At 52.9% G+C, this 25508-nt stretch carries 25 protein-coding genes, 1 pseudogene and 1 other annotated feature; of the genes and pseudogenes, 4 read left to right on the plus strand and 22 right to left on the minus strand.

Annotation, left to right across the window (positions count from 1 at the left end; genetic code table 11):
- Window positions 1-19: 19 nt before the first annotated feature.
- Window positions 20-1645, plus strand: coding sequence for a response regulator transcription factor (locus tag PAT3040_RS10670; RefSeq protein ID WP_108992617.1), 1626 nt, complete (start codon window positions 20-22; stop codon window positions 1643-1645).
- Here the strand turns inward: PAT3040_RS10670 and PAT3040_RS10675 are convergent.
- From PAT3040_RS10675 to PAT3040_RS10690, 4 genes are all read right to left on the minus strand, one after another.
- On the minus strand, window positions 1642-2727 hold the full coding sequence (locus PAT3040_RS10675; protein WP_181376545.1) for a peptidylprolyl isomerase: 1086 nt from the start codon (window positions 2725-2727) through the stop codon (window positions 1642-1644). The two genes, PAT3040_RS10670 and PAT3040_RS10675, sit on opposite strands and share 4 nt — an antisense overlap.
- Before the next feature lie 205 nt (window positions 2728-2932).
- Complete coding sequence (metE, locus tag PAT3040_RS10680; protein WP_108992619.1) at window positions 2933-5221, minus strand: 5-methyltetrahydropteroyltriglutamate--homocysteine S-methyltransferase; 2289 nt, start codon at window positions 5219-5221, stop codon at window positions 2933-2935.
- Between the two features lie 166 nt (window positions 5222-5387).
- Window positions 5388-6290 carry a LysR family transcriptional regulator gene (locus PAT3040_RS10685; RefSeq protein WP_087568690.1) on the minus strand — a complete coding sequence of 301 codons (903 nt, stop codon included), beginning with the start codon at window positions 6288-6290 and terminating at the stop codon, window positions 5388-5390.
- Window positions 6291-6330: 40 nt separating this feature from the next.
- Window positions 6331-8010 carry a glutamine--tRNA ligase/YqeY domain fusion protein gene (locus tag PAT3040_RS10690; RefSeq protein WP_108992620.1) on the minus strand — a complete coding sequence of 560 codons (1680 nt, stop codon included), beginning with the start codon at window positions 8008-8010 and terminating at the stop codon, window positions 6331-6333.
- 166 nt (window positions 8011-8176) lie between these two features.
- Window positions 8177-8437, minus strand: a binding site (T-box leader).
- Window positions 8438-8579: 142 nt separating this feature from the next.
- Between PAT3040_RS10690 and PAT3040_RS10695 the strand changes: the two genes are divergently transcribed.
- Entirely contained in the window at window positions 8580-9779 is a 1200-nt protein-coding gene (locus tag PAT3040_RS10695) for an oxalate decarboxylase family bicupin (RefSeq protein ID WP_108992621.1), read from the plus strand.
- 57 nt (window positions 9780-9836) lie between these two features.
- On the opposite strand, the gene PAT3040_RS10700 is transcribed toward PAT3040_RS10695, so the two are convergent.
- Window positions 9837-11105, minus strand: a complete 1269-nt coding sequence (locus PAT3040_RS10700) for an MFS transporter (protein WP_108992622.1) — start codon at window positions 11103-11105, stop codon at window positions 9837-9839.
- Window positions 11106-11245: 140 nt separating this feature from the next.
- Here PAT3040_RS10700 and PAT3040_RS10705 point away from each other — a divergent pair, with 140 nt between their 5' ends.
- Entirely contained in the window at window positions 11246-11785 is a 540-nt protein-coding gene (locus PAT3040_RS10705; protein ID WP_108992623.1) for an NADPH-dependent FMN reductase, read from the plus strand.
- A 99-nt stretch (window positions 11786-11884) separates the two neighbouring features.
- On the opposite strand, the gene PAT3040_RS10710 is transcribed toward PAT3040_RS10705, so the two are convergent.
- The 12 genes from PAT3040_RS10710 to PAT3040_RS10765 all read right to left on the minus strand — a co-directional run bounded on the left by PAT3040_RS10710 (window position 11885) and on the right by PAT3040_RS10765 (window position 22308).
- Window positions 11885-13105, minus strand: coding sequence for a M20 metallopeptidase family protein (locus PAT3040_RS10710; RefSeq protein WP_108992624.1), 1221 nt, complete (start codon window positions 13103-13105; stop codon window positions 11885-11887).
- Window positions 13102-13998, minus strand: coding sequence for an L-serine ammonia-lyase, iron-sulfur-dependent, subunit alpha (sdaAA, locus tag PAT3040_RS10715; protein WP_108992625.1), 897 nt, complete (start codon window positions 13996-13998; stop codon window positions 13102-13104). Before sdaAA ends, PAT3040_RS10710 begins: the two co-directional genes overlap by 4 nt.
- On the minus strand, window positions 13995-14678 hold the full coding sequence (sdaAB, locus tag PAT3040_RS10720; RefSeq protein WP_108992626.1) for an L-serine ammonia-lyase, iron-sulfur-dependent subunit beta: 684 nt from the start codon (window positions 14676-14678) through the stop codon (window positions 13995-13997). Before sdaAB ends, sdaAA begins: the two co-directional genes overlap by 4 nt.
- 27 nt (window positions 14679-14705) lie before the next feature.
- Window positions 14706-15776 carry a dihydrodipicolinate synthase family protein gene (locus PAT3040_RS10725; protein ID WP_108992627.1) on the minus strand — a complete coding sequence of 357 codons (1071 nt, stop codon included), beginning with the start codon at window positions 15774-15776 and terminating at the stop codon, window positions 14706-14708.
- Window positions 15776-16792, minus strand: a complete 1017-nt coding sequence (locus tag PAT3040_RS10730) for an NAD-dependent epimerase/dehydratase family protein (protein ID WP_108992628.1) — start codon at window positions 16790-16792, stop codon at window positions 15776-15778. The genes PAT3040_RS10725 and PAT3040_RS10730 overlap by 1 nt, the downstream gene beginning before the upstream one ends.
- A gap of 114 nt (window positions 16793-16906) precedes the next feature.
- The gene (locus tag PAT3040_RS10735) at window positions 16907-18223 is read right to left on the minus strand and encodes a hypothetical protein (protein ID WP_108992629.1); all 1317 of its coding nucleotides are present in this window, start codon (window positions 18221-18223) and stop codon (window positions 16907-16909) included.
- 35 nt (window positions 18224-18258) lie between these two features.
- Window positions 18259-18468 (minus strand): helix-hairpin-helix domain-containing protein, encoded by a 210-nt coding sequence (locus PAT3040_RS10740; RefSeq protein ID WP_108992630.1) that lies wholly within the window; start codon window positions 18466-18468, stop codon window positions 18259-18261.
- Between the two features lie 32 nt (window positions 18469-18500).
- Window positions 18501-19691, minus strand: a complete 1191-nt coding sequence (locus PAT3040_RS10745) for an MFS transporter (protein ID WP_258234926.1) — start codon at window positions 19689-19691, stop codon at window positions 18501-18503.
- 97 nt (window positions 19692-19788) lie between these two features.
- Window positions 19789-20229 carry a DUF6376 family protein gene (locus PAT3040_RS10750; RefSeq protein ID WP_108992631.1) on the minus strand — a complete coding sequence of 147 codons (441 nt, stop codon included), beginning with the start codon at window positions 20227-20229 and terminating at the stop codon, window positions 19789-19791.
- A gap of 194 nt (window positions 20230-20423) precedes the next feature.
- On the minus strand, window positions 20424-20972 hold the full coding sequence (locus PAT3040_RS10755; protein ID WP_108992632.1) for a hypothetical protein: 549 nt from the start codon (window positions 20970-20972) through the stop codon (window positions 20424-20426).
- A gap of 11 nt (window positions 20973-20983) precedes the next feature.
- Complete coding sequence (locus PAT3040_RS10760; RefSeq protein WP_108992633.1) at window positions 20984-21508, minus strand: YfiT family bacillithiol transferase; 525 nt, start codon at window positions 21506-21508, stop codon at window positions 20984-20986.
- An 80-nt stretch (window positions 21509-21588) separates the two neighbouring features.
- Window positions 21589-22308: a YebC/PmpR family DNA-binding transcriptional regulator gene (locus tag PAT3040_RS10765; protein WP_087568704.1), complete on the minus strand. Its 720-nt coding sequence runs from the start codon at window positions 22306-22308 to the stop codon at window positions 21589-21591.
- A gap of 174 nt (window positions 22309-22482) precedes the next feature.
- On the opposite strand from PAT3040_RS10765, the gene PAT3040_RS10770 reads away from it, so the two are divergent.
- On the plus strand, window positions 22483-23001 hold the full coding sequence (locus PAT3040_RS10770; RefSeq protein WP_108992634.1) for a TlpA family protein disulfide reductase: 519 nt from the start codon (window positions 22483-22485) through the stop codon (window positions 22999-23001).
- A gap of 27 nt (window positions 23002-23028) precedes the next feature.
- Here the strand turns inward: PAT3040_RS10770 and PAT3040_RS38555 are convergent, their stop codons facing one another.
- The 5 genes and pseudogenes from PAT3040_RS38555 to PAT3040_RS10790 form a co-directional block, all read right to left on the minus strand.
- Entirely contained in the window at window positions 23029-23418 is a 390-nt protein-coding gene (locus PAT3040_RS38555; protein ID WP_258234931.1) for an antibiotic biosynthesis monooxygenase family protein, read from the minus strand.
- A gap of 18 nt (window positions 23419-23436) precedes the next feature.
- Window positions 23437-23949, minus strand: a pseudogene (locus PAT3040_RS38560) (GNAT family N-acetyltransferase); the annotation flags it as partial.
- Window positions 23901-24401 (minus strand): putative immunity protein, encoded by a 501-nt coding sequence (locus tag PAT3040_RS10780; protein ID WP_219930268.1) that lies wholly within the window; start codon window positions 24399-24401, stop codon window positions 23901-23903. The gene PAT3040_RS10780 and the pseudogene PAT3040_RS38560, both read right to left, overlap by 49 nt.
- Before the next feature lie 3 nt (window positions 24402-24404).
- Window positions 24405-24956 (minus strand): pyridoxamine 5'-phosphate oxidase family protein, encoded by a 552-nt coding sequence (locus PAT3040_RS10785; RefSeq protein WP_108992636.1) that lies wholly within the window; start codon window positions 24954-24956, stop codon window positions 24405-24407.
- The gene (locus PAT3040_RS10790; protein WP_108992637.1) at window positions 24940-25500 is read right to left on the minus strand and encodes an NUDIX hydrolase; all 561 of its coding nucleotides are present in this window, start codon (window positions 25498-25500) and stop codon (window positions 24940-24942) included. Before PAT3040_RS10790 ends, PAT3040_RS10785 begins: the two co-directional genes overlap by 17 nt.
- Between the last annotated feature and the right edge of the window lie 8 nt (window positions 25501-25508).

The raw sequence follows: 25508 nt of genomic DNA on the forward strand, positions 1-25508 counted from the left end.
TTATCGGAGGTGGATTGCCATGCATCAAGTATTAATCGTTGACGACCACATGCATCTCGTGGACAGCATGGAGAAGACATTGCCCTGGAGCGATATGGGGGTAAGCAGTGTGCACAAAGCCTATTCCGCCTTCGATGCGATGGAAACGCTGGAATCCCATTCGATCGATCTCGTCATTACCGACATTCGTATGCCCGTAAAGTCCGGTCTGGAGCTTATCCGCGAAATTCGTTCCCGTTGGAGAACCATCAAAATCATCCTGCTGTCGGGCTATTCCGACTTCGAATACGCCAAAGAGGCTCTGCGCCAGGATGTCGAGGATTACTTGCTCAAGCCGGTTCCCGATGAGGAGCTTATTGCTTCCATTCGGCGCGTTTTGGAGAAAGCTTCGGTCGAATGGCACGCCGTCATCTCGAACCAAAGGGCGATTCAAACGCTTCAGGCGCATCTTCCGCTGCTTCGGCAAAACTTGCTGCTGGAGCTCCTGCAGGGCCGGAGCATGACGGAATCGGCGCTGCAGGACAAATTTTCGCTGTATCAGCTCCCCTTCTCTACTGGCATCACTGCTTCCATGGCTCTCATACGGTTGGAGGATGATTTCGCCCGCCATGACGAGCACTCAGTGTCCTTATTCGAATACGCGATCGCCAATGTAGCAGCAGAGATCTTTCAAGACGACTTCAATCTGTGGAACTGTCGGGACGATTACGGCTATTTGGTCTTCATGATAGCTGCCACAGACAAGCTGAAGGCGCAGACGGCCGACAAGAGAAAGCAGCTTCTGGAGCAGCATGCCGTCCAGCTGCAGCATTACGTACATGTTTACTTAAAGGGCAGCATCTCCGTGCTGGTGAGCGAATGGTTTATGTTCCCGAATGATATCTCCGCTTATTACCAGAACTGTCTGTTCGCTTTCCGCCAGCGGATCGGGGACGAGCAGGATTTATTTATGACGCTGACCGGCAGCGAGAACAATCAAAAGATCGCCTCCTTCTCCAGCCTGTACGAACCGCCAACACTCAAGCAATGCATAGAAGCCGGCCAATGGAAGGAACTGCACGCGAAGCTCGAGAGAATTTTTGAGGAATTATTGCGGGATTGGTCTCATTCCGAAGAGCATATACTTGAGGTTTACCTCGAAATATGCGGGATGCTCACTTACATCGCCCACAAAAACCATAAGCGGCTCTCCGAGCTGATCGGCGAGGAATACGAGAAGGTCGTCGGCGGTCTTCCGTTTAAGACGGTCAAACCTCTGCGCGACTGGACCTTTCGCAGATTGGAACAGCTCTCCGACATCGTCGACCGCGAACGCAAGCATTCCCATGCCGCAATCGTCAGTCAAGTAAATGAATATATCGAACACAATTTGCAGCATGATGTATCCATTCAAACCGTGGCGAACCACGTCTTTCTGCACCCCTCCTACCTGTCCAGAATATACAAGACGGAATCGGGTGAGAGCTTTAGCGACTACGTGCTCAAGGTCAGGATGGAAAGAGCCGTCTCCCTGCTCCGCAACAAAGGAATCAAGGTATACGATATTTCCACGGAGCTGGGCTACAATCAGACACAGCATTTCATCAAAATGTTTAAAAAACATTTTGGCCTGACACCGCAGGAGTACCGCGAGCGGATGCTTTAAGGCAGCGTTACTTCGTCGAACTGCGCTTGTCTAATCTCGACGGACACTTCCCGAGTCTTTTGGTCGATAAGCTCCGTATAACGGTAGCTCATATATTTGTTTTTTACGTCTTGCCGCACCTGATCGAAGGGCTGCGCTTCCGCAGGCAGCCTGTTCAAGCAATAAAGCAAATACAGCGCATTGTTTGTTTCGATAATCCCGCTTGTCCCTCCCGCCGCAAGCTTCATCGCTTCTTGCCTCAAAACGCCTCCCGACATTTGGTCTTCGCGGGCGGTGGAGCGATCAAAAACTTGCACTCCGTAGCTGCTCCGCTCTTCTTCCGTCTCATTGAGCTGCTCCGCAAGCACGGCGAAGCTTTCTCCCTGTTCCAGCTTGCCCTGCGCTTCCCGCATAAGCTCCCATGCCTGTTCCTTTTTCTCGAGGTTAATCGCTCCGTCCTGCCCCATGTAGGAGATTCGGATTTTGTGTACCTGAACGGCATCCTCCCCCTTGTAATATTCCTCCTTGATCGAGTCGTAATATTGCTTTAGAAGAGGCTCCATTAGCGGGATCTCGGCTCCTTCCAATCGTGATTGCAGTTGAATCAGCAAATTGGCCGTCACGTATTCGAAGTAGGCCTCCTCCGTATACTGAAGCGGTCCGTAGATGACTTCATTCTTCTTTACCGCCTCCTTTCTGCGCTCGTTTTCTTTCGTCAGGTTTTTGAGAAAAGCGGGATAGGATATATCCTCGATAAGGCCTTTGCTGCGCGCCATCATCATCTGCTGCTTCGTCCGAACCACGCTTTGAAGCGCTTTCATTCTTAACCGTTCGATAGGCATCTCTCCTTCATACCGGCTTGTCCAGAATCCAGGTGTTTCCTCCAGTCCATGCTCATGGTAATAATACATGGCAACGGCATGACGTTCCTTCTCCATGCTTTTCTGCAGCTCTGCGGCATAGATCGGCTCCCCGTCTACAAACGCAACGATAACGGATTCCGGCTGTTCGGACAGGCGGTCTGCCAGAAAAAATCCGGACAGCAGCACGATCAAGACGCCGACTCCCGATGCGACCTTCGAGCTCTTGCTCCATCTGGGCATTGTTTTCCCTCCACCTTCGCAACGAATACAAAATATCATTTAACAAAGCTGCAATGCCGTAGATCAACATGCCGAGATGCCGAGCCAGCTTTACCTCAATATACTTATCGCTTATATCTGCTGTCAAGATGCGTTTCTCAATCGAAAAAAGGCCAAGGGACATACCCTGACCTTCTTTCGATTTTGCCAAACAATCGTTCGTTGGTTACACGCCTACCGAATGTTTTTCGCGAGCGAGCTTTGTCGCGTCAACCATGTTGCGAAGCGATGCAACCGTCTCTTCCAAACCGCGAGTCTTCAAGCCGCAATCCGGATTGATCCAGAACAGCTTGGGATCCAGCACGCGCAGCGCGCGATCGATCATATTCGTCATTTCGTCCACGCTCGGCACGCGCGGGCTATGAATGTCGTAGACGCCAAGGCCGATGCCGAGACCGTACGTATTCTCCTCGAAGCTGTGGATCAGCTCGCCGTGGCTGCGCGAGGTTTCGATGGAGATGACGTCCGCATCCATCGCCTCGATGGAGTCGATCATGTCGTGGAATTCGCAATAGCACATATGTGTATGGATTTGTGTCTCCGGCTGTACCGTGCAAGTCGTCATGCGGAACGCTTTGACCGCCCAGTCCAGATAGTTGGCTTGATCCTTCTCCTTTAGCGGCAATCCTTCGCGAACGGCCGGTTCGTCGACCTGGATCATGCCGATGCCCGCTTTCTCCAGCGCTTCTACCTCTTGTCTCAGCGCATATGCCAGTTGATACGCGATTTGCTCGCGCGTTATATCTTCGCGAACGAACGACCAGTTCATGATCGTGATCGGACCCGTCAACATGCCTTTAACAGGCTGTTTTGTCTTGGATTGCGCATATTGTGTTTCTTCTACCGTCATCGCTTCCTCGAAGGCAACGTCTCCGTAGATGATTGGCGGCTTCACGCAGCGTGAACCGTAGGACTGCACCCATCCGAATTGCGTAAAGGCAAAACCCGCCAGCTTCTCTCCGAAAAATTCGACCATATCCGTGCGCTCGAATTCTCCGTGTACGAGAACGTCGAGGCCGATGTCTTCTTGCAGTCCGATCCAGACATCGATTTGCTCCCGAATAAACGCGTTATATTGCTCGTTGCTCCACTCGCCTTTGCGCCACAGCTGACGTGCCTTGCGCACTTCGGCTGTTTGCGGGAAGCTGCCGATCGTCGTTGTCGGGAAAATGGGCAGTTGCCATTTCGACTGCTGCGCGGCATGACGATCCCCGAACGGTTTGCTGCGCACAGGCTCTTGACCGCTAATGGCTGCGACAGCCGTTCTGACTTCCGTCCGATTACGGGCTGCGGAACGGCCAAGCGCACCGACCGCCGCTTCACTGCTCGACAACTCCTGCTCTACAGAAAGTTCTCCTCCGTTAATTGCTTTCGTGAGCACAACCAGCTCGGACAACTTTTCATCCGCAAAAGCCAGCGCGTTCTTAAGCTCTTCGGGAAGCTTCGATTCCGCTGCAGTGGTAACCGGTACATGCAACAAGCTGCATGACGATTGAATAATAAGCCGATCGGACGTTACGATGCCTTCCAATTCGCGAACCAACTTCAGCTTCTCGTGAAGATCCGCTCTCCAAATTCCGCGACCGTCGATGATGCCGGCGCCAAGCGTTTTGTCCTGCGGGAAGCCGTACTCGCGAATGGCGGCCAGATTGCCTTGCAAACCGTGAACGAAGTCAAGACCGATTCCCGCAACAGGCAGAGCGACGAGGTCCGTGTAAAACTCTACGGATTCGAAATACGTTTGCAGCAGGATCTTCAAGGAAGGAACCGCGCTAGCGATGGCACCGTAAATTCGTTGCACGCGTTCGATATCTTCTGCGCTAATGTTCGTGGCAAGCACGGGTTCGTCGACTTGGACCCACTCAACGCCTTCTTGCGCAAGCTCGCTTAACACTTGGATATACAGAGGCAACAGACGATCGATCCAACCATCGAGCTCCGAAGGTTTGTAGCCTTTGGAGAGCTTCAGGAAGGTCAGCGGCCCGATCAGGACGGGACGGCCCTCGATTCCCAAAGTTTCCTTGGCTTCTCTGTAAGCAATAAGCGGCTTGTTCTCCGTCAGTACAGGCTGTGCGCCGTCGAGCTCCGGCACGATATAGTGATAGTTCGTGTTAAACCATTTGGTCATCTCGCTGGCCGTCGCTTCTTTGGTGCCGCGAGCGATCCCGTAATACAAGGATGGCTGTACGGGACCGCCTTTGTAGCCGAAACGGGCCGGTACGATGCCGAACATGGCCGCCGTGTCCAGCACTTGATCGTAATAGCTGAAGTCGCCTACCGGAATGTAGTCGATGCCTTGCTCCTGCTGTTTGCGCCAGTGATTGACGCGGATGTCGCGCAGTTGACTCTCGAATTCGTTTTGCTCCAATTTGCCGGCCCAAAATGCTTCCAACGCCTTTTTCCATTCCCGGTTTCCGCCGATCCGCGGATATCCCAATACGCTGCTTTTTGCCATCCTCCAACACTCCCTATCTTTGTTACCAACAAGATAACATGGATATGGAGATATAGCGTAACTTGTCTTTTCTATATCTGGTCATAGCTAATACCTATAACGGAAGAAAAGTTGAATTTGCCTTGCCGCACCTTGGCAAAGTAACGTGTTGCAAAAAAACGCTCAATCACGGGGCCACCGCTTCCTTGAGCGCTTCGATATAGGCCGCTCCGAGAACGGATAACGGCATGTTTTTCTGCGCGATCCACCCGACGTTGATCACTTCGTCGATCGCCAGCGGCACGGGGATGATTTCGTTGCCGTTCAGATCGGAGCTCAGCACGCCGGTCGAGATCGTATAGCCGTTCAAGCCGATCAACAGGTTGAAAAGCGTCGCACGGTCGTTGACGGTAATGCTCTTTTTGCGCGACAGCGTGCTCAGAATCTCTTCCGAGAAGTGGAAGGAATTGTATTCCCCTTGATCGAAGGACAAGTACGGATAATCCTGCAGCTCGTCGATCGTCACGACCTTTTGCCTCGCCAGCGGGTTATGAATGCTAATAAATACATGCGGCATGGCCGTAAACAAGCTTGTAAATTGCAGGTTCGCGGACTTAAGCAGTTTGTCGATGACCCCTCTGTTGAAATCGTTTAAGTATAAAATCCCGATCTCGCTGCGCATCGTCTTGACATCTTCGATAATTTCATAGGTCTTCGTCTCGCGAAGCATAAGCTCGTATTCCTCATGGCCATGCTCCCGTACGAGGCTGACGAAGGCGTTGACGGCAAAAGCATAATGCTGCGTGGATACGGAAAAATGTTGCGGCGAAGGCTTAGCGTTTAAATAACGACTCTCCAGCAGCTCCGCCTGCTCCACTACCTGCCGGGCATAGCTCAAAAATTCGACGCCTTCCTTGGACAAGGTTATTCCCTTGTTTGTTCGCTCAAAGATCGAGATGCCCATCTCTAATTCCAGTTCCTTGATTGCGTTCGACAGGCTCGGCTGTGAAATAAACAGTCGTTTCGCGGCTTCGTTAATGGACCCTCTGCTCGCCACTTCAATGACGTATTTTAACTGTTGAAGAGTCAACGGATCGCTCTCCTTTCACCTCGCTAAATCATAAAGGACTTTATTTTTTGTTCCACGAATCCTTAAGCGGAACGATCCGGTTAAACACCGGCCCCTCGTTCGTTGAAGGCCCATCGTCCGCAACAAAATAACCATGCCGGAAAAACTGCAACCGGTCTCCGGGCGCTGCCTTGCCCGCAATCGGTTCGAACTGAGCGGCATACAATTGGATTAGCGAGTTGGGATTCAACCACTTCGACCAATCCACTGAATCCTCCTTGGGAATGTTCTCATCACGGAGCAGTCGATCGTATAGCCGTACTTCTCCCGCTACCGCATGCGCCGCTGATACCCAATGAATGGTGCCCTTCACCTTACGTCCGGCAAAACCCGTTCCGCTCTTCGTCTCGGGATCGTATGTGCAGTGGACCTCCAAAATATCGCCGCTTTCAGGATCTTTTACGACCTTCTGACAGCGAATGAAGTATGCGCCCTTAAGTCGCACTTCGCCTCCGGGCTGCAGCCGATGATAACCCGGCACCGGGTCCTCCATAAAGTCATCCTGTTCGATATAGATCGTTCGGGAGAAAGGGACCTCCCTTGATCCCAGCTCGACATTCGAAGCGTTATTTTCGACTCGCAGCATCTCTTCCGTATCTTCCGGATAATTTGTGATCACGATTTTCAGCGGCCGAAGCACGGCCATTACGCTTATAGTCGATTCCTTCAGGTCTTGGCGCAGGCATTGGTCCAGAAGCGAGATATCGACCGTGCTGTAGGATCGGATACTCCCGATTTCCTCAATAAAGGAACGAATGCTTGCCGGCGTATACCCCCTTCGTCTCAAGCCTCTAAGCGTTGGCAGTCTCGGATCATCCCAGCCATCTACATGTCTTTCCTCTACAAGCTGGCGCAGATAACGTTTGCTGGTCACAACGCCGGTCACCCCCACTCGCCCGAATTCCCGCTGTCTTGGCGGTTCCTCGTATCCAAGCTCAGCAAGTACCCATTCATACAAAGGACGATGATCCTTGAATTCGAGCGAGCATAACGAATACGTAATCCCTTCGATCGCATCCTGAATCGGATGGGCAAAATCGTACATGGGATAGATGCACCAAGCCGCCCCGGTTCGGTAATGATCGGCGTGAATGATCCGGTACAGCACGGGATCTCTCATGTTCATATTCGGCGATGACATGTCGATTCGTGCACGCAGCACCTTGGAAGCCGTTTTGTATCGGCCTTCCTTCATTTCTTGGAACAACGCAACGTTTTCTTCGATGGAACGATTGCGGTACGGACTATCCACGCCCGGTTCGGTCAACGTGCCCCTGCCCGCCGCCAACTCGTCAGGCGACAAGTCGCAGACGTAAGCTTTTTCCTTCTTGATCAGCGTCATGGCGGCCTTAAAGATCATCTCCGAATAATCCGATCCGTAGTAGACATGGGACCCTGGATCGAAGCCGAGCCACTTGATGTCTTCGAGGATCGCCTCCGCGTAAGCGGCATCCTCCTTGAGCGGATTGGTGTCGTCAAATCGCAGATGGAACCGGCCTCCGTACGATCTTGCGATTTCCGCATTTGTCATGATCGCGTACGCACTGCCGATATGGAGATAACCGTTCGGCTCCGGCGGAAATCGTGTTGCCATAGGGCGATGAAACGGGTAAGTATGCAACTCTTCGCGTATAAGATTGGCCAAGTAGCCCTCGTCGGGTTTGTTAATATCGGTTGACATGGCAGACTCCTCCTTATGAGCATAGCAGCAATTTGAACCAAGGTGAAACGGCTGTCGCCGTTCTTTGGCGGTGCAGCGCGTTTCATTCCGAGAATTAAAGGTCAAGTATGGAGTAAACTTATACTTTCCTGTAATTTAAAAAAACTTCACCTCCAAGACTTGTCGTCTTGGGGACGAAGTTGTTCGCGGTGCCACCCCAGCTTTATCAATATGTCGCCATATTAACCTCTTCAAGTACGGCATGCGCAAACTCCCCGCATGATTATACTCTAGCTCTGTAACGGGAGCTCCCGTCTTACCATCCTCGGGTCCGATTCCGGTAAGCCGCTCTGAGGCTTGGTTCGGCGAATGTCACTTGGCTCCTTCTCAGCTGCCGGAGCTCTCTGTACAAGATCGTTTTCCCTACTCTTCTCTTCGTCGCATTTAAGATATGGGGACTATTCTAACAAATGAAGCTCCTGTTTGTAAATAGCTCTCATCGATAGGATGGATATTTGGAGTTAGCCGAACATATCCATGATACGATGATTTCTATTGACACGGCTCTGACCGTAAGGAGGTCCCGGTTCATGAACGATAACAAATACCAACCGTCGGCTCCCGTTCCTATCCCTCAGCCCATTCGGAGCGACGGAGCAGGCGGCGTCGACCGAGGTCCGCGGGATGTGCTCAGGGATATGCAGAACCCGGATATGCTTGTTCCGCCCAAGACGGATAATGGTCTGCTGCCCAATCTTCGTTTCTCCTTCTCCGATACTCATATGCAATTAAATCATGGCGGATGGTCGCGCGAGATTACGGTGCGCGAACTTCCGATCGCCACTACGCTCGCTGGCGTCAATATGTACTTGAAGCCTGGCGGCGTTCGCGAACTTCATTGGCATCAGCAGGCGGAGTGGTCCTACATGCTGCTTGGAAGGGCGCGGATTACAGCCGTCGATCAGAATGGCCGCAATTTCATTGCGGATGTCGGTCCCGGCGACTTGTGGTATTTCCCTCCGGGTATCCCCCACTCCATCCAGGGACTGGAGGAAGGCTGCGAGTTTCTGCTTGTTTTCGACGACGGCGCATTCTCGGATTTAAACACGTTATCGCTCTCCGATTGGTTTGCCCATACGCCCAAGGAAGTGCTGTCCGCCAACTTCGGCGTGCCGGAGTCCGAGTTCGATGGAATTCCGAAGGAACAGGTTTATATCTACCAGTCCACTGTTCCCGGCAGCGTCGCCTCGACGGCCATTCAATCGCCTAATGGCGCCGTTCCGCTGCCTTTCGCGCATCGGTTGCTTGCGCAGCCGTCCATGAAGATGCCCGGCGGCAGTGTCCGCATCGTCGATTCCAGCGTTTTCCCCATTTCCAAGACGATTGCTGCCGCTCTGGTGGAGATCGAGCCTGGCGGCATGCGCGAACTGCACTGGCATCCCAACAACGATGAATGGCAATACTATTTGACCGGCCAGGGACGAATGACCGTTTTCGGCGGCGAGGGCAATGCGAGAACCTACGACGTGCGGGCCGGAGACGTCGGTTACGTGCCGTTCGCCTTTGGGCATTATGTACAGAACACGGGTACGGAATCGCTCTGGTTTCTGGAAATGTTCAAGTCCGACAGGTTCGAGGACGTCTCGCTTACCCAATGGATGGCGCTGACGCCGCATGCTCTCGTCGAAAGCAATCTTAATGTTTCTCCCGCATTGATCTCCAAGCTGAACAAAGTGAAGCAGCCCGTCGTCAAACATCCGGGTTATACCTATCAGAACAGTCATGATTGATGAACGAAAGGCATCCCCTTAGACAAGGAGATGCCTTTCTCATGCAAGTCTATGCCGCTAAGTCGCCTGTTCCCGACGTTTCGCGTTCGACCATAACAAAACCGGAATAAGTAACAAGGACAGAAGTCCTCCGGCAAGCGACAACGTAGCGTAACTGGAATAATCCACGATTACGCCCGACAAGGCGCCTCCCGAAGCGCCTGCAAGGGCTACGAGGACATCGATGTTCCCCTGCGTTTTGGCTCGAACGGATAACGGAGTTGCATCTACGATTAGCGTCGTTCCGCTTATCAAACCCAGATTCCAGCCCAGTCCAAGCAGCGCGAGTGCCGTAATGAGTATCGGCATGGAGTCGCCAGAACCGTAGGCGGACAAGAGACCGGCGGCAAGCAATACGATTCCCGCAGCCGATGCCATCCGCATCCGCCCGATTTTATCGATAAGAAGGCCTGTAAACAACGACGGCAAGAACATGGCGCCTACATGGATGCCGATGACGATGCCGACTTGCGACAAGCCATGTCCGTGATGTTTCATATGGACGGGCGTCATGGTCATAATCGCGACCATGACCATCTGTGTAAGAAGCATAACGGTCGCTCCTGCCGCAAGGCCTCTTTTATTAATTACAGTCAACAGCTCCGGGCCTTTGCCGCCGCTCTTTAATCGCTCCTGCTCCGCAAGCGCGCGTGCCGCAAAAAAGGGATCCGGACGAAGCAAAATAAACACGATCAGTCCAGCCAACAGAAAAGCTGCGGCTCCTAAAATAAACGGACCCGCTAACGGAGGAATGCCCCACGACCGAGCTACGTTCCCCATCACTTCGACGAGATTAGGACCCGCCACGGCCCCGAATGTCGTTGATACCAACGCCATGCTGACGGCGGTCGCGCGTTGATTCGGTTTCGCCAGATCCGTGCCCGCATAACGGGCAAGCAGATTCGTCGCAGTACCTGCTCCGTAGACGAACAAGGAAACGAATAACAAAACGATGTTTCCGTAAACGGCTGCTATAATGACGCCTATCGCTCCCAAGCCGCCTGCTCCGAACCCGATGACAAGACCCGGTCTTCGCCCCAGACGTTGCGTAAACCGGCCAATCAGGAAGGCGGTCAGCGCTGAACCTAATGTCAGAAGTGCCGTCGGTAAGCCCGCATAGCTGGCTGTCCCTAACATATCTTCCGCAAGCAGCGCGCCGACCGTAACCCCTGCTGCCAGTCCCGCACCGCCGAACAATTGCGACAACAGAACGACGATCATCGTCCGTTTAAATAGATGTTGCTGATTTATAGCTTCAATAAGACAAACCTCCTCTGATCCTTTCATTCACCAAGAATAAATGTATTATGAACGATATCGGCAAGTTCCGCCATACCCGCGAGCAGAAAATGAATGAAACCGGACAAAAATGGTTATTTAAAAGGTAGGTCCCAAACCAGGTCCAATCTTATGAGGAGTTGATTACGATGGCAGGATTAAATATCGGTATTATTTTGGGAAGCACGAGACAAGGTCGCGTTAGCCCGCAGGTGGGGCAATGGGTGAAGGAGGTTGCGGATCGACGCGGCGACGCCAATTACGAAATCGTCGATATCGCCGACTACAAGCTGCCTCTTCTTGGCGAAGAGGACGCGACGGAACAGGCGACTGCGTGGAATACGAAGCTGGCGAGCCTTGACGGCTTTGTCTTCATCGTAGCAGAGTATAACCACAGCATTACGGGGGCGCTTAAAAACGCGCTTGATTACGCTCGCGACTCCTGGAACAACAAAGCAGCCGGCATTGTCAGCTACGGCTCCGTTGGCGGCGCTCGCGCAGCCGAGCATTTGCGCGGAATTTTGGGAGAGCTGTCCGTTGCCGATGTTCGCATACACGCCGCATTGTCCTTGTTTACGGACTTCGACAATGGCGAGTTTAAACCGGCAGATCTGCATCTGACGAACGTAAACGGCATGCTGGACCAAGTACTCGCTTGGAGCGGAGCCCTTAAAACTCTGCGCATCTAATAATCCACCATCTGCAAACATCATGATAAAAGGCCGATCCACGTCACAATCTGGAGACGATGAATCGGCCTTTTTATTTTTCCATCTAAAAAGAATGTATTAGGTTTTTTGGACTGCATCTGCGAGAACCTGCAAGCGGTTGACCGCTATCTCCGCAAGCAAGGCTGCTCCAACGGGAAGGCATTCCTCATTCAACGTATATTTCGGATGATGCAGGCCGTATGCCGAGTCGGCGTTGTCCGGCGGACCGGAGCCCAGCCAGAAAAAGCAGCCCGGAATCTCGTTCAAATAAACGGAGAAGTCTTCACCGGCGAGCGTCGGCTTGGCTTCCTCTCTCGCTTCTCGTCCGATCAGGCCGTCAATAATCGCTTCGGTCGCCTCTGTCTGTTCCCAATGATTCATGAGTACCGGCACTTGCTCGATGTATTTCAACCGCGCTTTGCATCGATGACCCTCAGCGACGTGATTGACGATTCGTTCGATCCGCTCCGGCAATGTCACGCGGACTTCCGGATTAAACGTGCGCACAGTGCCGGTCATCATGGCATACTGCGGAATAACGTTGTTGGCATTGCCGGAGGTTATGCTGCCTATCGTAACGACTACGGGCTCGAACGGGGACAGTTCCCGGCTTACGATTCCCTGCAATGATTGTATAATGGCTGCGGCGCAGACGATGGGATCAATGCTCTGATCGGGGATGGCGCCATGGCCGCCTTTTCCCTCCAGCGTAATTTCGATCCGGTCCACGGATCCCATCAACGGTCCTTGTTTCGTCGCAACCTTGCCAGCCGGCAAAGTCGGCAAGTTATGCAGCCCATACAACTCGCGAACATCTTGCAGCGCCCCATCCATTATCATGGCGTTCGCGCCGGCGTTCACTTCTTCGGCGGGCTGGAACAGCAGGCGCACGATGCCGGGCAAACTTTGTTGCCGGTGCAATTGCTCCAGAAGCTCCGCTGCTCCGATCAGCATCGCCGTATGGGCGTCATGCCCGCAGGCGTGCATCAAACCGGGTCGTTCCGATGCAAAGTCGAGATCCGTCTCCTCCTGAATCGGAAGCGCATCTATATCTGCGCGCAACGCGATCAAGGGACCGCCGTTTTCGTTTCGGATTTCGGCGATAATCCCATGTCCTCCGACATTGGCACGGTAAGGTATGCCGATTCGATCTAATTCGCGGCAAATCCTCTCTGCCGTTTCAGACTCCTCCAAGCTTAGCTCGGGGAATCGATGGAGCTCCCTGCGCCACTCGGTCAGGGCGGGAGCCAGCCGTTTCGCTTGTGCCAGCATATCGAATGGATTCCGGGAAGATATCATTCTTTTGCCTTGCCCCCCTTGCCATAAAGCTGGTTCATAATTTTTCGTCCCGTAGGCGTCTGGGCAAGTCCGCCCTTGGCGGTCTCCCGATGTTTCTCCGGCATAGCCGCCCCAACCTCCAGCATTACATCGATCACTTCGTCCGATGGGATGACGCTGCGAACGCCGGCAAGAGCCATGTCCGACGCGGCCAGCGCCGTTACCGAACCAAAGCCGTTGCGTACGATGCATGGAATTTCGACGAGGCCGCCTACCGGATCGCAGATGAGACCCAGCGAATTTTTTAAGGCGAGTCCTACGGCATGCACCGCTTGCTCCGGCGTTCCGCCGCGAAGCTCCGTTAATGCCCCGGCCGCCATTCCGATGGCGGAACCAACCTCTGCTTGACAGCCGCCTTCCGCCCCGGAGACAAACGAATTGTTGGCAATGACATAGCCGATTGCGCCTGCCGCAAACAACCCGTACACCATATGCTCATCGCTCCAGCCGAATCTCTCCTGCGTGCTGACGAACACGCCTGGGATGATGCCGCAGCTGCCGGCGGTTGGGGTTGCGATCACTCGCCCCATCGAAGCGTTTACTTCCGATACCGCAAGCGCATAAGCCATGGCCGTACAAGCCGATTCTCCGAGCGCAGGCATGCCTGAATCTGAGAAATACGTCAGAACCCGTTTGGCATCGCCTCCCGTTAAGCCGCTCCTGGACGTTGTATCCTCCTGGATTCCCTTACGTACCGCCTCTTTCATCACACCGTAATAGGCCGTCATTTGTTCCATGACGGCGGCTTCGCTTGCGCCGGTTTCCAGGGATTGCTCCAGAACCATCAGTCGTCCCATTGTTAGCGATTCGGTCAGACACAGCTCCTTCAGCTCATTGAGAGTCGAAAATCTCATGACTGCGCCTCCTTTTTCATCAGATCGATGATGCAGACCTCGTTGACGTCGGTCAGTTGTTCCAAACGTTGCTTTGCTTCCGGCAGTAGCCTTTCGTCGCTTTCGATGACGGTCAGCGCTTCGCCGTTGCGCATCTTGCGGTCCACTTCCATATAGCTGATATTAATGCCGGCTTGTCTGGCAATATCCGATATCTCTGCAACCATCCCTGTACGATCCTTATGGTAAATCAGCAGGGTCGGATAGACGGCCGTAAATTTCACGTCGAAACCATTTACATTTATAATTTCAATGCTGCCGCCGCCGATGGAACAGCCCGTCATCGTTACTTTGCGACCGTCTCCTTGCAGAAGCATGGTTACCGTATTCGGATGAACGTTCGGCCGTGTCATCGGCACGAATTTAATTTGCATGCCGAGCTGCTCGGCATGCTGTATGGAATGCCGGATACGCACGTCGTCGGTGTCCAGATCCAACAGTCCTGCAATGATCGCGAGATCCGTTCCATGGCCGACGTAAGTGTCGGCGAACGATCCGTAGAACCGGATTTCCGCCTCATTCGGCATAACGCCTAGCGCTTGCCTGGCGCATCTGCCGAGCCTTACGGCGCCGGCTGTGTGCGAGCTGGAAGGGCCGATCATGCTCGGGCCGATTATCGAAAAAACGTCCTTGAATCGCAAGCGGGTTCCCCTCCGTAATGTGCGCCTCTAATCGTTCGCCAGCCACTTTGTTAAATTCGCCTTAACGAATTCGTCATCGTGCAAATGCCGGTATTGCTCGTATACGCGGTCGATTTCCTCCGATTGCCCCGGGGAAAGCTTCTCGTCCGGGTTCAAGCACCAGGTGCCGCGCAGCAAGCCTTGTCTTCTTAGCACCTCATGAATGCCTGGAATACAGCCTTCGAAGCCATGCGCCGGATCGAAAAATGCCGCGTTGGAATCCGTCACCTGGATATTCCGAGTCAACCATTCCTTGCTGAAGACGCCTTCCTTACGCACGGCTTTAATCTCTTCCAGCAGCTCAACGGCTTTATTCGTCCATACAGCCCAATGGCCAAGCAACCCGCCGACGATCGGCTTCTCTACGGTCTCGCCATCAACATTAAACCGATACGTCGTGAGCAGGTCTGCGACGATATTATCATCGTTGCCCGTATATAAGGCGATCTCGTCCCGACGCGAAGAAGCGCATACCGCACGCACGACATCGATCGTCTGATATCGATTAAACGGCGCCATCTTAATAGCTACGATATTAGGGATTTCGGCAAAAGCACGCCAGAATTCATAGCTAAAGATCCTTCCTCCGACGGACGGCTGCAGATAGAAGCCGATGACCGGCATGATCGCCGCGATGCGCTCAGTCCGTTTGAGGATTTCGTCTTCGCTCCAGCCCTGCAGTCCGCCCATGCTGAGCAATGCCGCGTCGTAGCCGAGTTTTTGGGCAAGCTCGGCTTCCCCGATCGCTTGCTCCGTCCCCCCGCATACGCCGGCAACCTTGATAAATGGCCGGTCCAGCTCCGCGGCATCCACTTCTTCCGCTGCCATTCGCAGAACGGTCTCGAACAAATTATGCTGCGGTTCGCGGATTTCGAATTGCGTAGAGTGAACGCCTACGGCAATGCCGCCCGCTCCGGAAGCGATATAATATCTCGATAAGGCTCGTTGGTAGTTTTCGTCCAGTTGACGGTTCTCATCCAAAGCGAGCGGATGCGCTGGAATGACGAGCCCATCCTGCAAAGCTTTCAACAGCTCAGGCGATAACGATTGTGCGGCCATTAGAAGTTCCCCTTTCGTTCTTGGAAGTGCGTCGGCTTATTCCAGGTTGCGCCGCCCTGCAGCACCCACTCCGCCGTCCAATCGATCATTTGAAGCAGAGACACGCGTGGGTAACCGAATAATTGATGCGATTTGGCCGCATTATTAAGCAACGCCGTCTCGGATTCTATGCCTTCAAAGAGCGCTTCCTTGCCAAGCCGCTTCGCAATTTCGGTTGCCGCCCACCTGATGGATACCGTCTCCGGCCCCGTAATATTGATCAACGTCGGCGGGCTGGAGCAATGATTTAAGCTTCTAAGCGCCATCGCGTTTGCATCGCCTTGCCAAATGACGTTGGCAAAGCCCATCGTCAAATCGATGGAACGGTTCTCTTGGATCGCCTTCGCCAGCTCAAGCAGCACGCCGTATCTCATGTCGATGGCGTAATTGAGACGGTACATAGCCATCGGCGTGCCGTTTTTGTGGGAATGGTATTCGAAGATCCGTTCTCTCCCCAGAGTAGATTGCGCGTATTCGCCAAGCGGCTCCGGCGCAACCGATTCGCTGGCGCCGCCGCTGCTGACCGGCTTGAACGGATAGATATTGCCAGAGGAGAACACGACGATCCGGGAATCCTTGAACTTCTCCGCTACGCGGCCGGGCAAATAAGTATTCATCGCCCAAGTAAAATGTTCGTTGCCCGTTGTACCAAACTTGTTGCCGGCCATATAGATAACGTTCGCCGCATCCGGCAGCGAAAAGAGCGACTCGTTGTCCAGCAGCTCGCAGGAGATGGTCTCCACGCCGAACTCTTCGAGTTCTCTCCTTGCTTCCTGATTGGAAAATCTTGAGACGCCGATGACCCGTTTATTCAAGCCGCCTTCGCGTATCGCATTCATCGCCAATCTGGCGAGACTTGGCCCCATTTTGCCCCCTACTCCAAGCAGAATGATATCGCCCTCCACCTTCGACAAATCGCTCACCAAGGCTTGTGACGGCTCGGCCAGCTTGGCTTCCAGTTCCGTTAACGTTTTCATATAAGTGATGACCTCCAATCGTATGATTACGTTCATCTTACGACCGCGAGCTATATAAAGACAAGTCTTTTAATTGACTTTATATAGCGACAAAAAAAGGACAAATCGCTGTCATTACAACGATTTGTCCTTCAGGAAGGAGAAACGGAAGAGCTGGCGCGGCCGGCCTTTGGGCACTTTCTCCACGCCCGAGACCTCCACGAGTCCGTTATCCGTCCATTGCAAGACCAAGCGATGCGCGCTCCGAACCGAGATGCCGAGCGTAGCCGCTAAGTCGTGAACCTTGTATTCGTATTTGCCCGTCTTTGCCATATTCGCAAGCAATCTGCTGAGATAAGCACTGGTCATGCCGGCATCCTCCGCTTGTCGGATCAGGGCTGGTTCTGTAGGAGCAAGCACCGATTGCACCGGATCGGACATCTCGAGCGGGCCGATTACCGTAGCGTCTTCCCTGACGATAAATCCGGTATTTCCGCCTGCTTCCCGTGATTTGCGAAGCGCAATTCGTGCGTTAGTGCCTGCTTCGTTTGCAGTCAAGCCGAACCCGATGCCGACGCTTAGCGAGATGCCGAAGCTTTTGCTTGCATCCTTCGCCAACGGAATCGTCTTGTATCCGCCTGTCTCCCTCTCGAATATGCCCCGGGTCGTGCAGAATAGAAATTCGTCTCCGCTTGCAGACATGGAGTAGCCGTCCAGTGATTCGACATATCCAAGCACCATCCGATGGATGTCCAGCTTCAGCTTCTGAACCTCGTGTTCGTTATGCCTCTGCATCACAAGCTTGCCGAAGTCATCGACTTTGATCATGCCGACGACTATTTGCGATTCCTTGCTTCGACGCGATTCCGTCGATAGAAGCGCGCGCTCCAAGGTTACGATAATATCCTGCTCCGAGGGCAGCAGCCATTCGTTCGGAATACCCTTTATGTCTAGCAGCTCCGCGACGTCTCCATTGCCAGTAAACGCAATGGAGCAAGCTCCTTCGGTTACGTTCGCGGCATGAAATGCGACCAGCTTATCGGAGCCCGCATGCGCCGGTCCGTCATAGACGATCAGCTTCGTATCCTCGAGCCCGAGATCCTGGAGCGTTCGCGTAATGATATTGCGGGTTAGCGTATCGATGGAGATGCTGCTCTCGAGCTTTCCGGCTTGCATGGCTTTAAAGATCGCTTTATACAAGCCGGCGCCGGTCAACGGCAAGTAATGAACGGGTATGGAAGCCGGCAGCATCTCCTTCACTTTGCGATGCGCCTGGGGCCCGGATAGCAGCAGCACCTCCACTTCCTCGCTAAGTCGCGTCGCGACGTTGGGCACCTCTCGTTCATGTTCGACGACGACAGATATGGGCAAGAACGTTGGGAACGACTTTAAAACGGCAAGCGTCTTCGAGACAATCGTTTCCGTTCCGATAATTCCGATCTTGATCTGCATACTGATCTGCACCTCTTAGCCTGGCATAGTTGAAGCTACTCTTTGGCATTCGCGAAGGTTAGTCCATGTTCCTCTAACGACGCTTTTAAAATGCGAATCACTTTGGGCCCCATGCCGTGGAGACGCAGCAACTCGGCTTCGGATATCGACGTCAAGTGATTAAGCGTCGTTATGCCGACATGGTTCATTGCCCGCTCGGCAGGTCTGGATGTTTTGGGCAGCGGAATGGATGTTTGACTCATCATCAATCTACTCCTTTGTCTCGATTAGACATCGCCTACGGCGTATCCGTAACATTGATTGCTTTAGGTTTGAACCATATCCCCCTTATCGCAAAGAGGGCGAACGCCAGTCCCAGAAACAAGAACAAGCTATTAGGCGAAACATATCGAAGCCCAATACCGCCAAGCATCGGCCCTGCTATGCTCCCCAGGCTGAAGTGTACGGAGGCGATCACATTGGCTGACGGCAGCATGCCCCGCGGCACAATATCGGCGGCATAAGCAAGGCCCAAGGAGAAAAACGATCCCACGACTCCGCCGGCAACGATGAACAAGATAAACAATACAAGTAGTTTATCACCTGCGATTGGCACTGTCAGAAAGGCTAAAGCCCCAATCATGGCGCAGCCAATCAGGACAGGTTTACGCCCGATCCGGTCGCTCCATATGCCAAGCGGCAGCTGCAGGATAAGACCGCCGATCCCGAATGCCAGCAGCAGAAACGATATCCAATGCTGATCCAGACCAAGACGAATCGCATACAACGGGAAGCTGCTGTTCATGGAAGATTCCATCAATCCGTACAACAGTCCGGGAATGAGGACGAACCAAGCCAGCTTGTACGTCTTCAGATGACGTCGGCCCAAGGAAGACGCCGTCGCCGAGCGTTCCGGCCACTCGTTTGGCATTCTCAGGACAAGGCATAATACGATGGCAAAAAAAAGACTACTGACCAGAAACGGAAGTTTCTCTCCGTAAGGCAGCAGATTGATGCCTAGCGGTCCCAGGCTAAAGCCCGTTCCGTAAGCCATGCCGTAAAGCGAGATCGTTCGCCCTCGTTTCTCGGCGGGACTGGAGCTGACGATCCACAGTTGGGTCGCAAAGTGGAGCGAGCTGTCCCCGATTCCGACCAGCATTCGCAAGAGAAACCAGACCAGGAGAGAATCCGTTGTCGCAAATAACAGGGTGGAGAGCGTGACGAGCGTAATTCCCGCAATGATCACCCTCTTGTACCCGAACCGGACGACCGGCTTCTCGATCACGAACATGGTGACGAAAATCCCGATATACATGGCGGCCGAATTCATGCCGTTCAACTCGGACGAAAGGCCCGACCGGTCTAATAAAATGGATAATAACGGCAGAAGCAGGCCTTGGCTCATCCCCGCCACGACGACGACGAGCAGCAAAGCCCCTAGTCGAAACTTGGAAGAAAGCAATGCCGGTGCAGATGTCTGTGCTGTCAAATCTTATTGCACTCTCCTTGTTGATTGGAAGTATCCTAGGTTGTCGTTCGCCTATTGTATCGCGAGAACCGAGGATTCGCAATAAGGAGAACGCAGATTAAGGCGCAAGCCCGTTAAGCTGAGTCAGAAGTTCATTTACCTTGCCAATGGTATCCGGTATGCCGGTCGCGTCGAATGCCGCCCTGCCTTGCTCGATGTTGGTTAACGCCTGATCCAGTCCTTGTTGGAGCGTATCGTTATACTGAGCGATCGAAGCGTGCAGGTCCTTCGCGTAATCCGGTACGGTAAGGTTGCCGTAGGCGACCACCTGATCCTTCAGCTCTACAATACGCGCCTTCAGATCCGTTCGGGCATCGATATCCGCAACCGCTTTTTCGGCGAGACCGTTCATGTCTTCGCCGAATGTCTTTAATTCATTCATGTACGTCGTTGTTTCCGTGGCGAAATTGACCGTTTGTCCAATCCCGTCCAGCATGCCGCAGCCTTGCGCAAGCAATAACGTAACGGCAAGGATGACCGCGAGTCCTTTTGCTCTCAATGGTACCGCCTCCTTCTTCTTGATCACAGACGCCAGTGCAGATGCATCCTACTCTAGCTGTAACCATGTCTCCCTCTACGCAAACCATTGCATCCAGGTTCCATGGCACGTGACGGTTGCAGCGACAATAGAAAAGGCGCAAGCTCTGCCGGAACGGCAAGCTCGCGCCTCGCCGCGATTCTCTATACGCGACGTTATTTCCGCCACTCGGCGGCATATTTCTTTTTGTATTTGGGGTCGGTCTCCAGCTCGATTAACTCAGTCGCCAACTTGCGAATCTCTTCATCCGGGTAACTGTCGTAAAGCTTGCGCAGGCCAACGAGCAAATCGTAACGGATAAGCGTGTAATTCTTCTCGCCCTCGCAGGTCTCGAACCGATGAGCAACGACATCCAACAGCATCCGCTTCTGCTCGGCACCGCCAAGACCAATGCGCCAAAGATGTTGGATCGTATGCCTGGCGGTCACGAACATGGGATCGCGGGTCACTTCCATAATGGCCGCGATATCCTCCATGATTCGTTGCTCCGGATCGCTGATCGCCAGATTGCATAGCAGCTGCGCGCCGATTGTACGGAGATGATTGTCCTTGTCCGTAAGCAAAATCCGGAACAAGTCCCATGTCTCGTAAGCCCAAGGCACGGGAGATTTCGTCATTTCCAACAGTTGAAGATAGGCTTCTGTGCGACGATGTTTGTCGCCCGACATGAGTGCATCTATAAGAGCTTGTACTTGATCGTCCATGACTTTCTCTCCTACCAGCCCAGCCGAACAGCCAAGCTTGTGATCTGAGCCAGATGATGTTTCCCGTGCCATGCGTACATGCCCAGGCATCGGTCCAGTGGTACCGTCTCGCCGGATCTGGGATGGTAGAAAGTGCGAGCGAATTGCTCAGCGTTCATGGATTCAAGCAACGTTACCCATCTACCGTGCAGCGTGGCGATGAGCGAGATCGACGTATCGACCGGCTCCTTCAACGAGTCCGCCAATTCCGCCCAGAGAGCTTCGTCATAGGGTCTGATGGTAGGATGATCCTCGGTCAGGGCCAGCTTGAACCGCATGAGACTATTCATGTGACTATCCGCGAGATGATGAACGACTTGCCGAACCTGCCAGCCGCCCTTCCGATAGGGTGTGGAGAGCTGATCCTGAGTCAGATTCGCGACCGAGTGCTTAAGCAGCAACGGAAGCTCAGCAATCTCCTTGATCCATGCCGCTCTCTGATCGGAAGTAACCTCGCCTTGGTGTTGAAAAGTTCCAATGGGATACCTGTCATCCATCTTATTAACTCCTCTCATGTCGGGTCTGGGTAAGAAAAAGCCGCGAGCAATCGCGGCTTCCTTCGGACGAGCATGAAAGATTAATCTTCCAGCTCGACGTTATGAAATACTTGCTGAACGTCTTCCAAGTCTTCCAGCGCGTCGATAAGCTTCTCGAATTGCGCTTGCGCATCGCCTGGCAGCGTGATGTAGTTCTGGGCAAGCATCGTCAGCTCCGCTACCGTGAATTCATCTACCCCTGCCTTCTTGAAAGCTTCTTGCACGTTGTGGAATTGATCCGGCTCCGCATAGACGATAACGGCATCCTCTTCTTCGAGGATGTCGCGCACGTCGACGTCCGCTTCCAACATAATGTCCATCACTTCGTCCGCCGTCTTGCCGGTTACGCCGAATACTGCCGTGGCGTCGAACATATAAGCGACGGAGCCGCTCACACCCATGCTGCCGCCTTGTTTGTTGAACGCGGCACGAACGGCCGGAGCCGTGCGGTTTACATTGTTCGTCAGCGTGTCCACGATCACCATCGAGCCGTTCGGTCCAAAACCTTCGTAACGCAGCTCTTGGTAATTATCGTCCGCGCTTCCCTTGGCTTTATCGAGCGCTCGGTCGATGATGGCCTTCGGCACGTTGTACGTTTTGGCTCGTTCCAGAACGACCTTAAGCGCGCGATTGGATTCCGGATCGGGTTCGCCCTTCTTTGCCGCTACGTAGATCTCGACTCCGAATTTGGCATATATGCGGCTTGTATTGGCATCTTTGGATGCTTTCTTTTCCTTGATATTATTCCATTTACGACCCATGCTGCTCCCACTTTCTACGATAATCTATCCTCCAACATTATAACCGATTTTTTATGGGAATGGACAAGTGTCGGAGAGATTTTGAACAAAGTTGGCGTTTTGTTTGGATAATCATCCCAACTATTGTATACTGTTGGTGATTAGGATTCGAGATACACGAAAGGGTGAAATTCGTTGAAACGAAGGCAAACCTTAATCACGTTAACCATTGCGGCAACCGCTGTCGCGTTCATCTTATATGTGGGATTGGCGAATTGGGGAGGCAAAGCGGAGACGGTGCAAGCCTCTTCCATTCAATTGCAGGAGTTGGGAAGCGAACAACAAGTCACGGTCGATTTCGCAGAGAAACCTACCGTTATCTCGCTGTTCACTTCATGGTGTACCTATTGCAACGAAGATGCGCCGAAAATGGCCGTCTTGCACGAGAAATACAAAGATCGTTTGAATTTGATCGGAGTCAATATCACGAACCGCGACAAGCTGTCGGAAGTCCGCAGTTATGTAGAACGGCATAATTTGTCGTACCCGATTCTTCTAGATCGGGACGGATCCGTTTATTCGCAATACGGAGGCAGCGGCTTCCCAGCTTTATACTTCGTTAATACGGCAGGCGAAGTCACCGATGCCATCATTGGATCAACAGATCTGGAGACGCTGGACGGACATTTCGCTCGTTTGGCTAACGCTCCTTAACAAAACAAGGAAAGGCTCGCCCCCATCTTATTGACTGGGGGGCGAGCCTTCTTCTTTGTCATTTCTTTTGGTTCCGGGTAGCAAATTAGGATGAAAATGCTCCACCACCGGGAACGGGTCATAATAATGATGCAGCAGGTTCTTCCACTCCTGGTAAGCGGAAGATTCGCGGAACCCGACGGTATGATCCTCCAGCGACTCCCAATGAACCAACAACAAATATTTGTGATCGTCCTCAACGCAGGCGCGAAGCTCATGTCCCAAATAACCGCGTATGCCGGCTATAATGGCGGATGCTTGAATAAAGCTAGCTTCGAACTCTTCCTTCCTTCCTGGTATGATCGACAGAAGAGCGGCTTCCAGTATTGGCTGCTCATGGTCCTTCGACCGAGGAGCCGCACCGATTCGATACGCCATATGCGCCTCGTCCAAACACTCTCCGTCGACTCGAAGCGCGCACGGCTCCGTGCCATAGATTACGAATCCTAACGAACGATACAGCTTTAGCGCGCCCGTGTTCGTAGTAACGACGGATAGTGTAACGATTTCCAATCCGTTCATTGCGGTCGCCCGTTGAATAACCTCTTCCATCAACAATCTGCCAATCCCCTGCCCGCGATGCGAAGATGCGACGTACATGCCCCAGATGAATGCTTTGTGACGCTCCTTGATCGACGTTCCCCGCTTGAAGCCTATCATGCCTACCAAGCGATTGTCCTGGTACGCGCCTAACACGAATCCGTTATCGTCGTTTTGAAGTCTGTCACGTATACCTTCATCGGTCGTGTCTTTCGCCTCTTCCCATGAACTGCCGAAGGCGGTAGGATGCTGGCGGAGCGCTTCCAGACGAAGCGTCCAGAAGGCAGCTGCTTCCTCATATGGAATGATTCGTATGGTAGTCATGTCGAAACTTTCCCTTCTCTCTCTAGCACAAGTTGATATTGCCATTCTCGAATGGCTTCCACCGTGTCTCCCGGCCCCACTGCTCCTGATGAGTAAGCAGCAGCTTTGGCTGCATAGGTAGCTGCATGAATCGCATGTCCTGTTACATGTGATGTTGCAGCTGCATGCCCTGCAGCTCGAGCAGCTGCAGTCGCCGCTTCGTTACCGGCATCTCGGGCAGCAGCGTGCGCGGCAAAAGCGGCCTTGCGCGCTTCGCTCATCGAGACTTCTTTCCTCGACCATGCCCTTCCGGCTTCGATCGCTCTTCGCGGTCTATCATCTCCCGGAACTTGCTGCTCAAACAATGGCAGCACTTGCTCTGCACAATCGGCTGCCCAGGCTACCAATGTCCGTTGTTCCCAATGTTTCACGGCGTTAATTATATCCTTGCCTCGCTTGGCATCCTTAAATTTGATTGTATTCAACTCCGTCCCTTCGGCATCATGATGAATTCGCACGATTTATAGAAACTTCTCGCCAATAGGTGTCAGAATACCGTCCATACTTGTTGCGTTTTTGGCTTTACGGTATTCCGTAAGCTTCTCTTCCCCTTTATTGCCTGCCCATTGCAGTAGAGTTTCCCGTTCGCCTTCATAACTGTAGAATGGTACGCTGAAGCCGCATGAGGTCTTCACGATATCAATATCCGCCACAATCATTTGCCGATGTCCCGGCATCAGCTCGAAGCGGGGAGCAAGCACCTCCCACTCTTCCGTATCCGGCAGGACAACCTTTCCTCTCCCATACAATCTCAAAATAAGCGGCTTTCCCTCGAACGCTACGAACATAAATGTTATACGATCCAACACGGAGAGATGTGCGCTTGTCTCGTTGCCGCTGCCTGTCAAATCCAGATAAGCCACCCGATTGGGAGATAGAATTCGGAACACATCATGTCCTTTTGGAGATAGATTGACATGGCCGTCAGGAGCGGCAGTCCCTACGAAAAACAGATGTTGTTCCCGAATAAACGTTTCGTGATCAGGTTTAATGCTGTCATAGACAGTTCCCATCGTTTGTTTCCCCTTTTTCTTTTCGAATAGCATCCGCTAATTGATACAACTCGGCAAGGTCGGAACGGCCTACGCTATGGAATCTTTGTAAAGCCTCTTCGAGGCTTACGACTTCCACGGCCACGACTTGTTCGCCATCCGGCGGATTTAAGGGCTTACCTACCAATTCCACATGGCCATACCCCATCAATCTTACAAATCGAGGATGCGGAATATGCGCTTTGTATGGAACCGCAGCCTTCGACTCGCAATTGAACTGCCCGAAGATCGTATAAGAAACAAGTTCGCCGCCGAGCTCTTCCATCACTTCGCGTCGCAAGCCGTCCAAGTAATGTTCTCCCGGCTCTAAAGTCCCTCCCGGAAGCTCCCACATTCCGTGCTCCACTTGAATGATAATGTATTTATCCCCTGAGCATGGCACAATACTAACATTGCTTACTTGCTCCTCGTCCGTCCCAGACGAAAACACGAACGAAGCATGCACAGGTCCCCACTCAATCGGATTGGATAATGTCGGATACAGCGCTAACGTTTCGAGCGGCATTTTGGAAA

Origin of the sequence: Paenibacillus agaridevorans (genome assembly GCF_003112455.1) — a bacterium.
Taxonomy (GTDB): Bacteria; Bacillota; Bacilli; order Paenibacillales; family Paenibacillaceae; genus Pristimantibacillus; species Pristimantibacillus agaridevorans.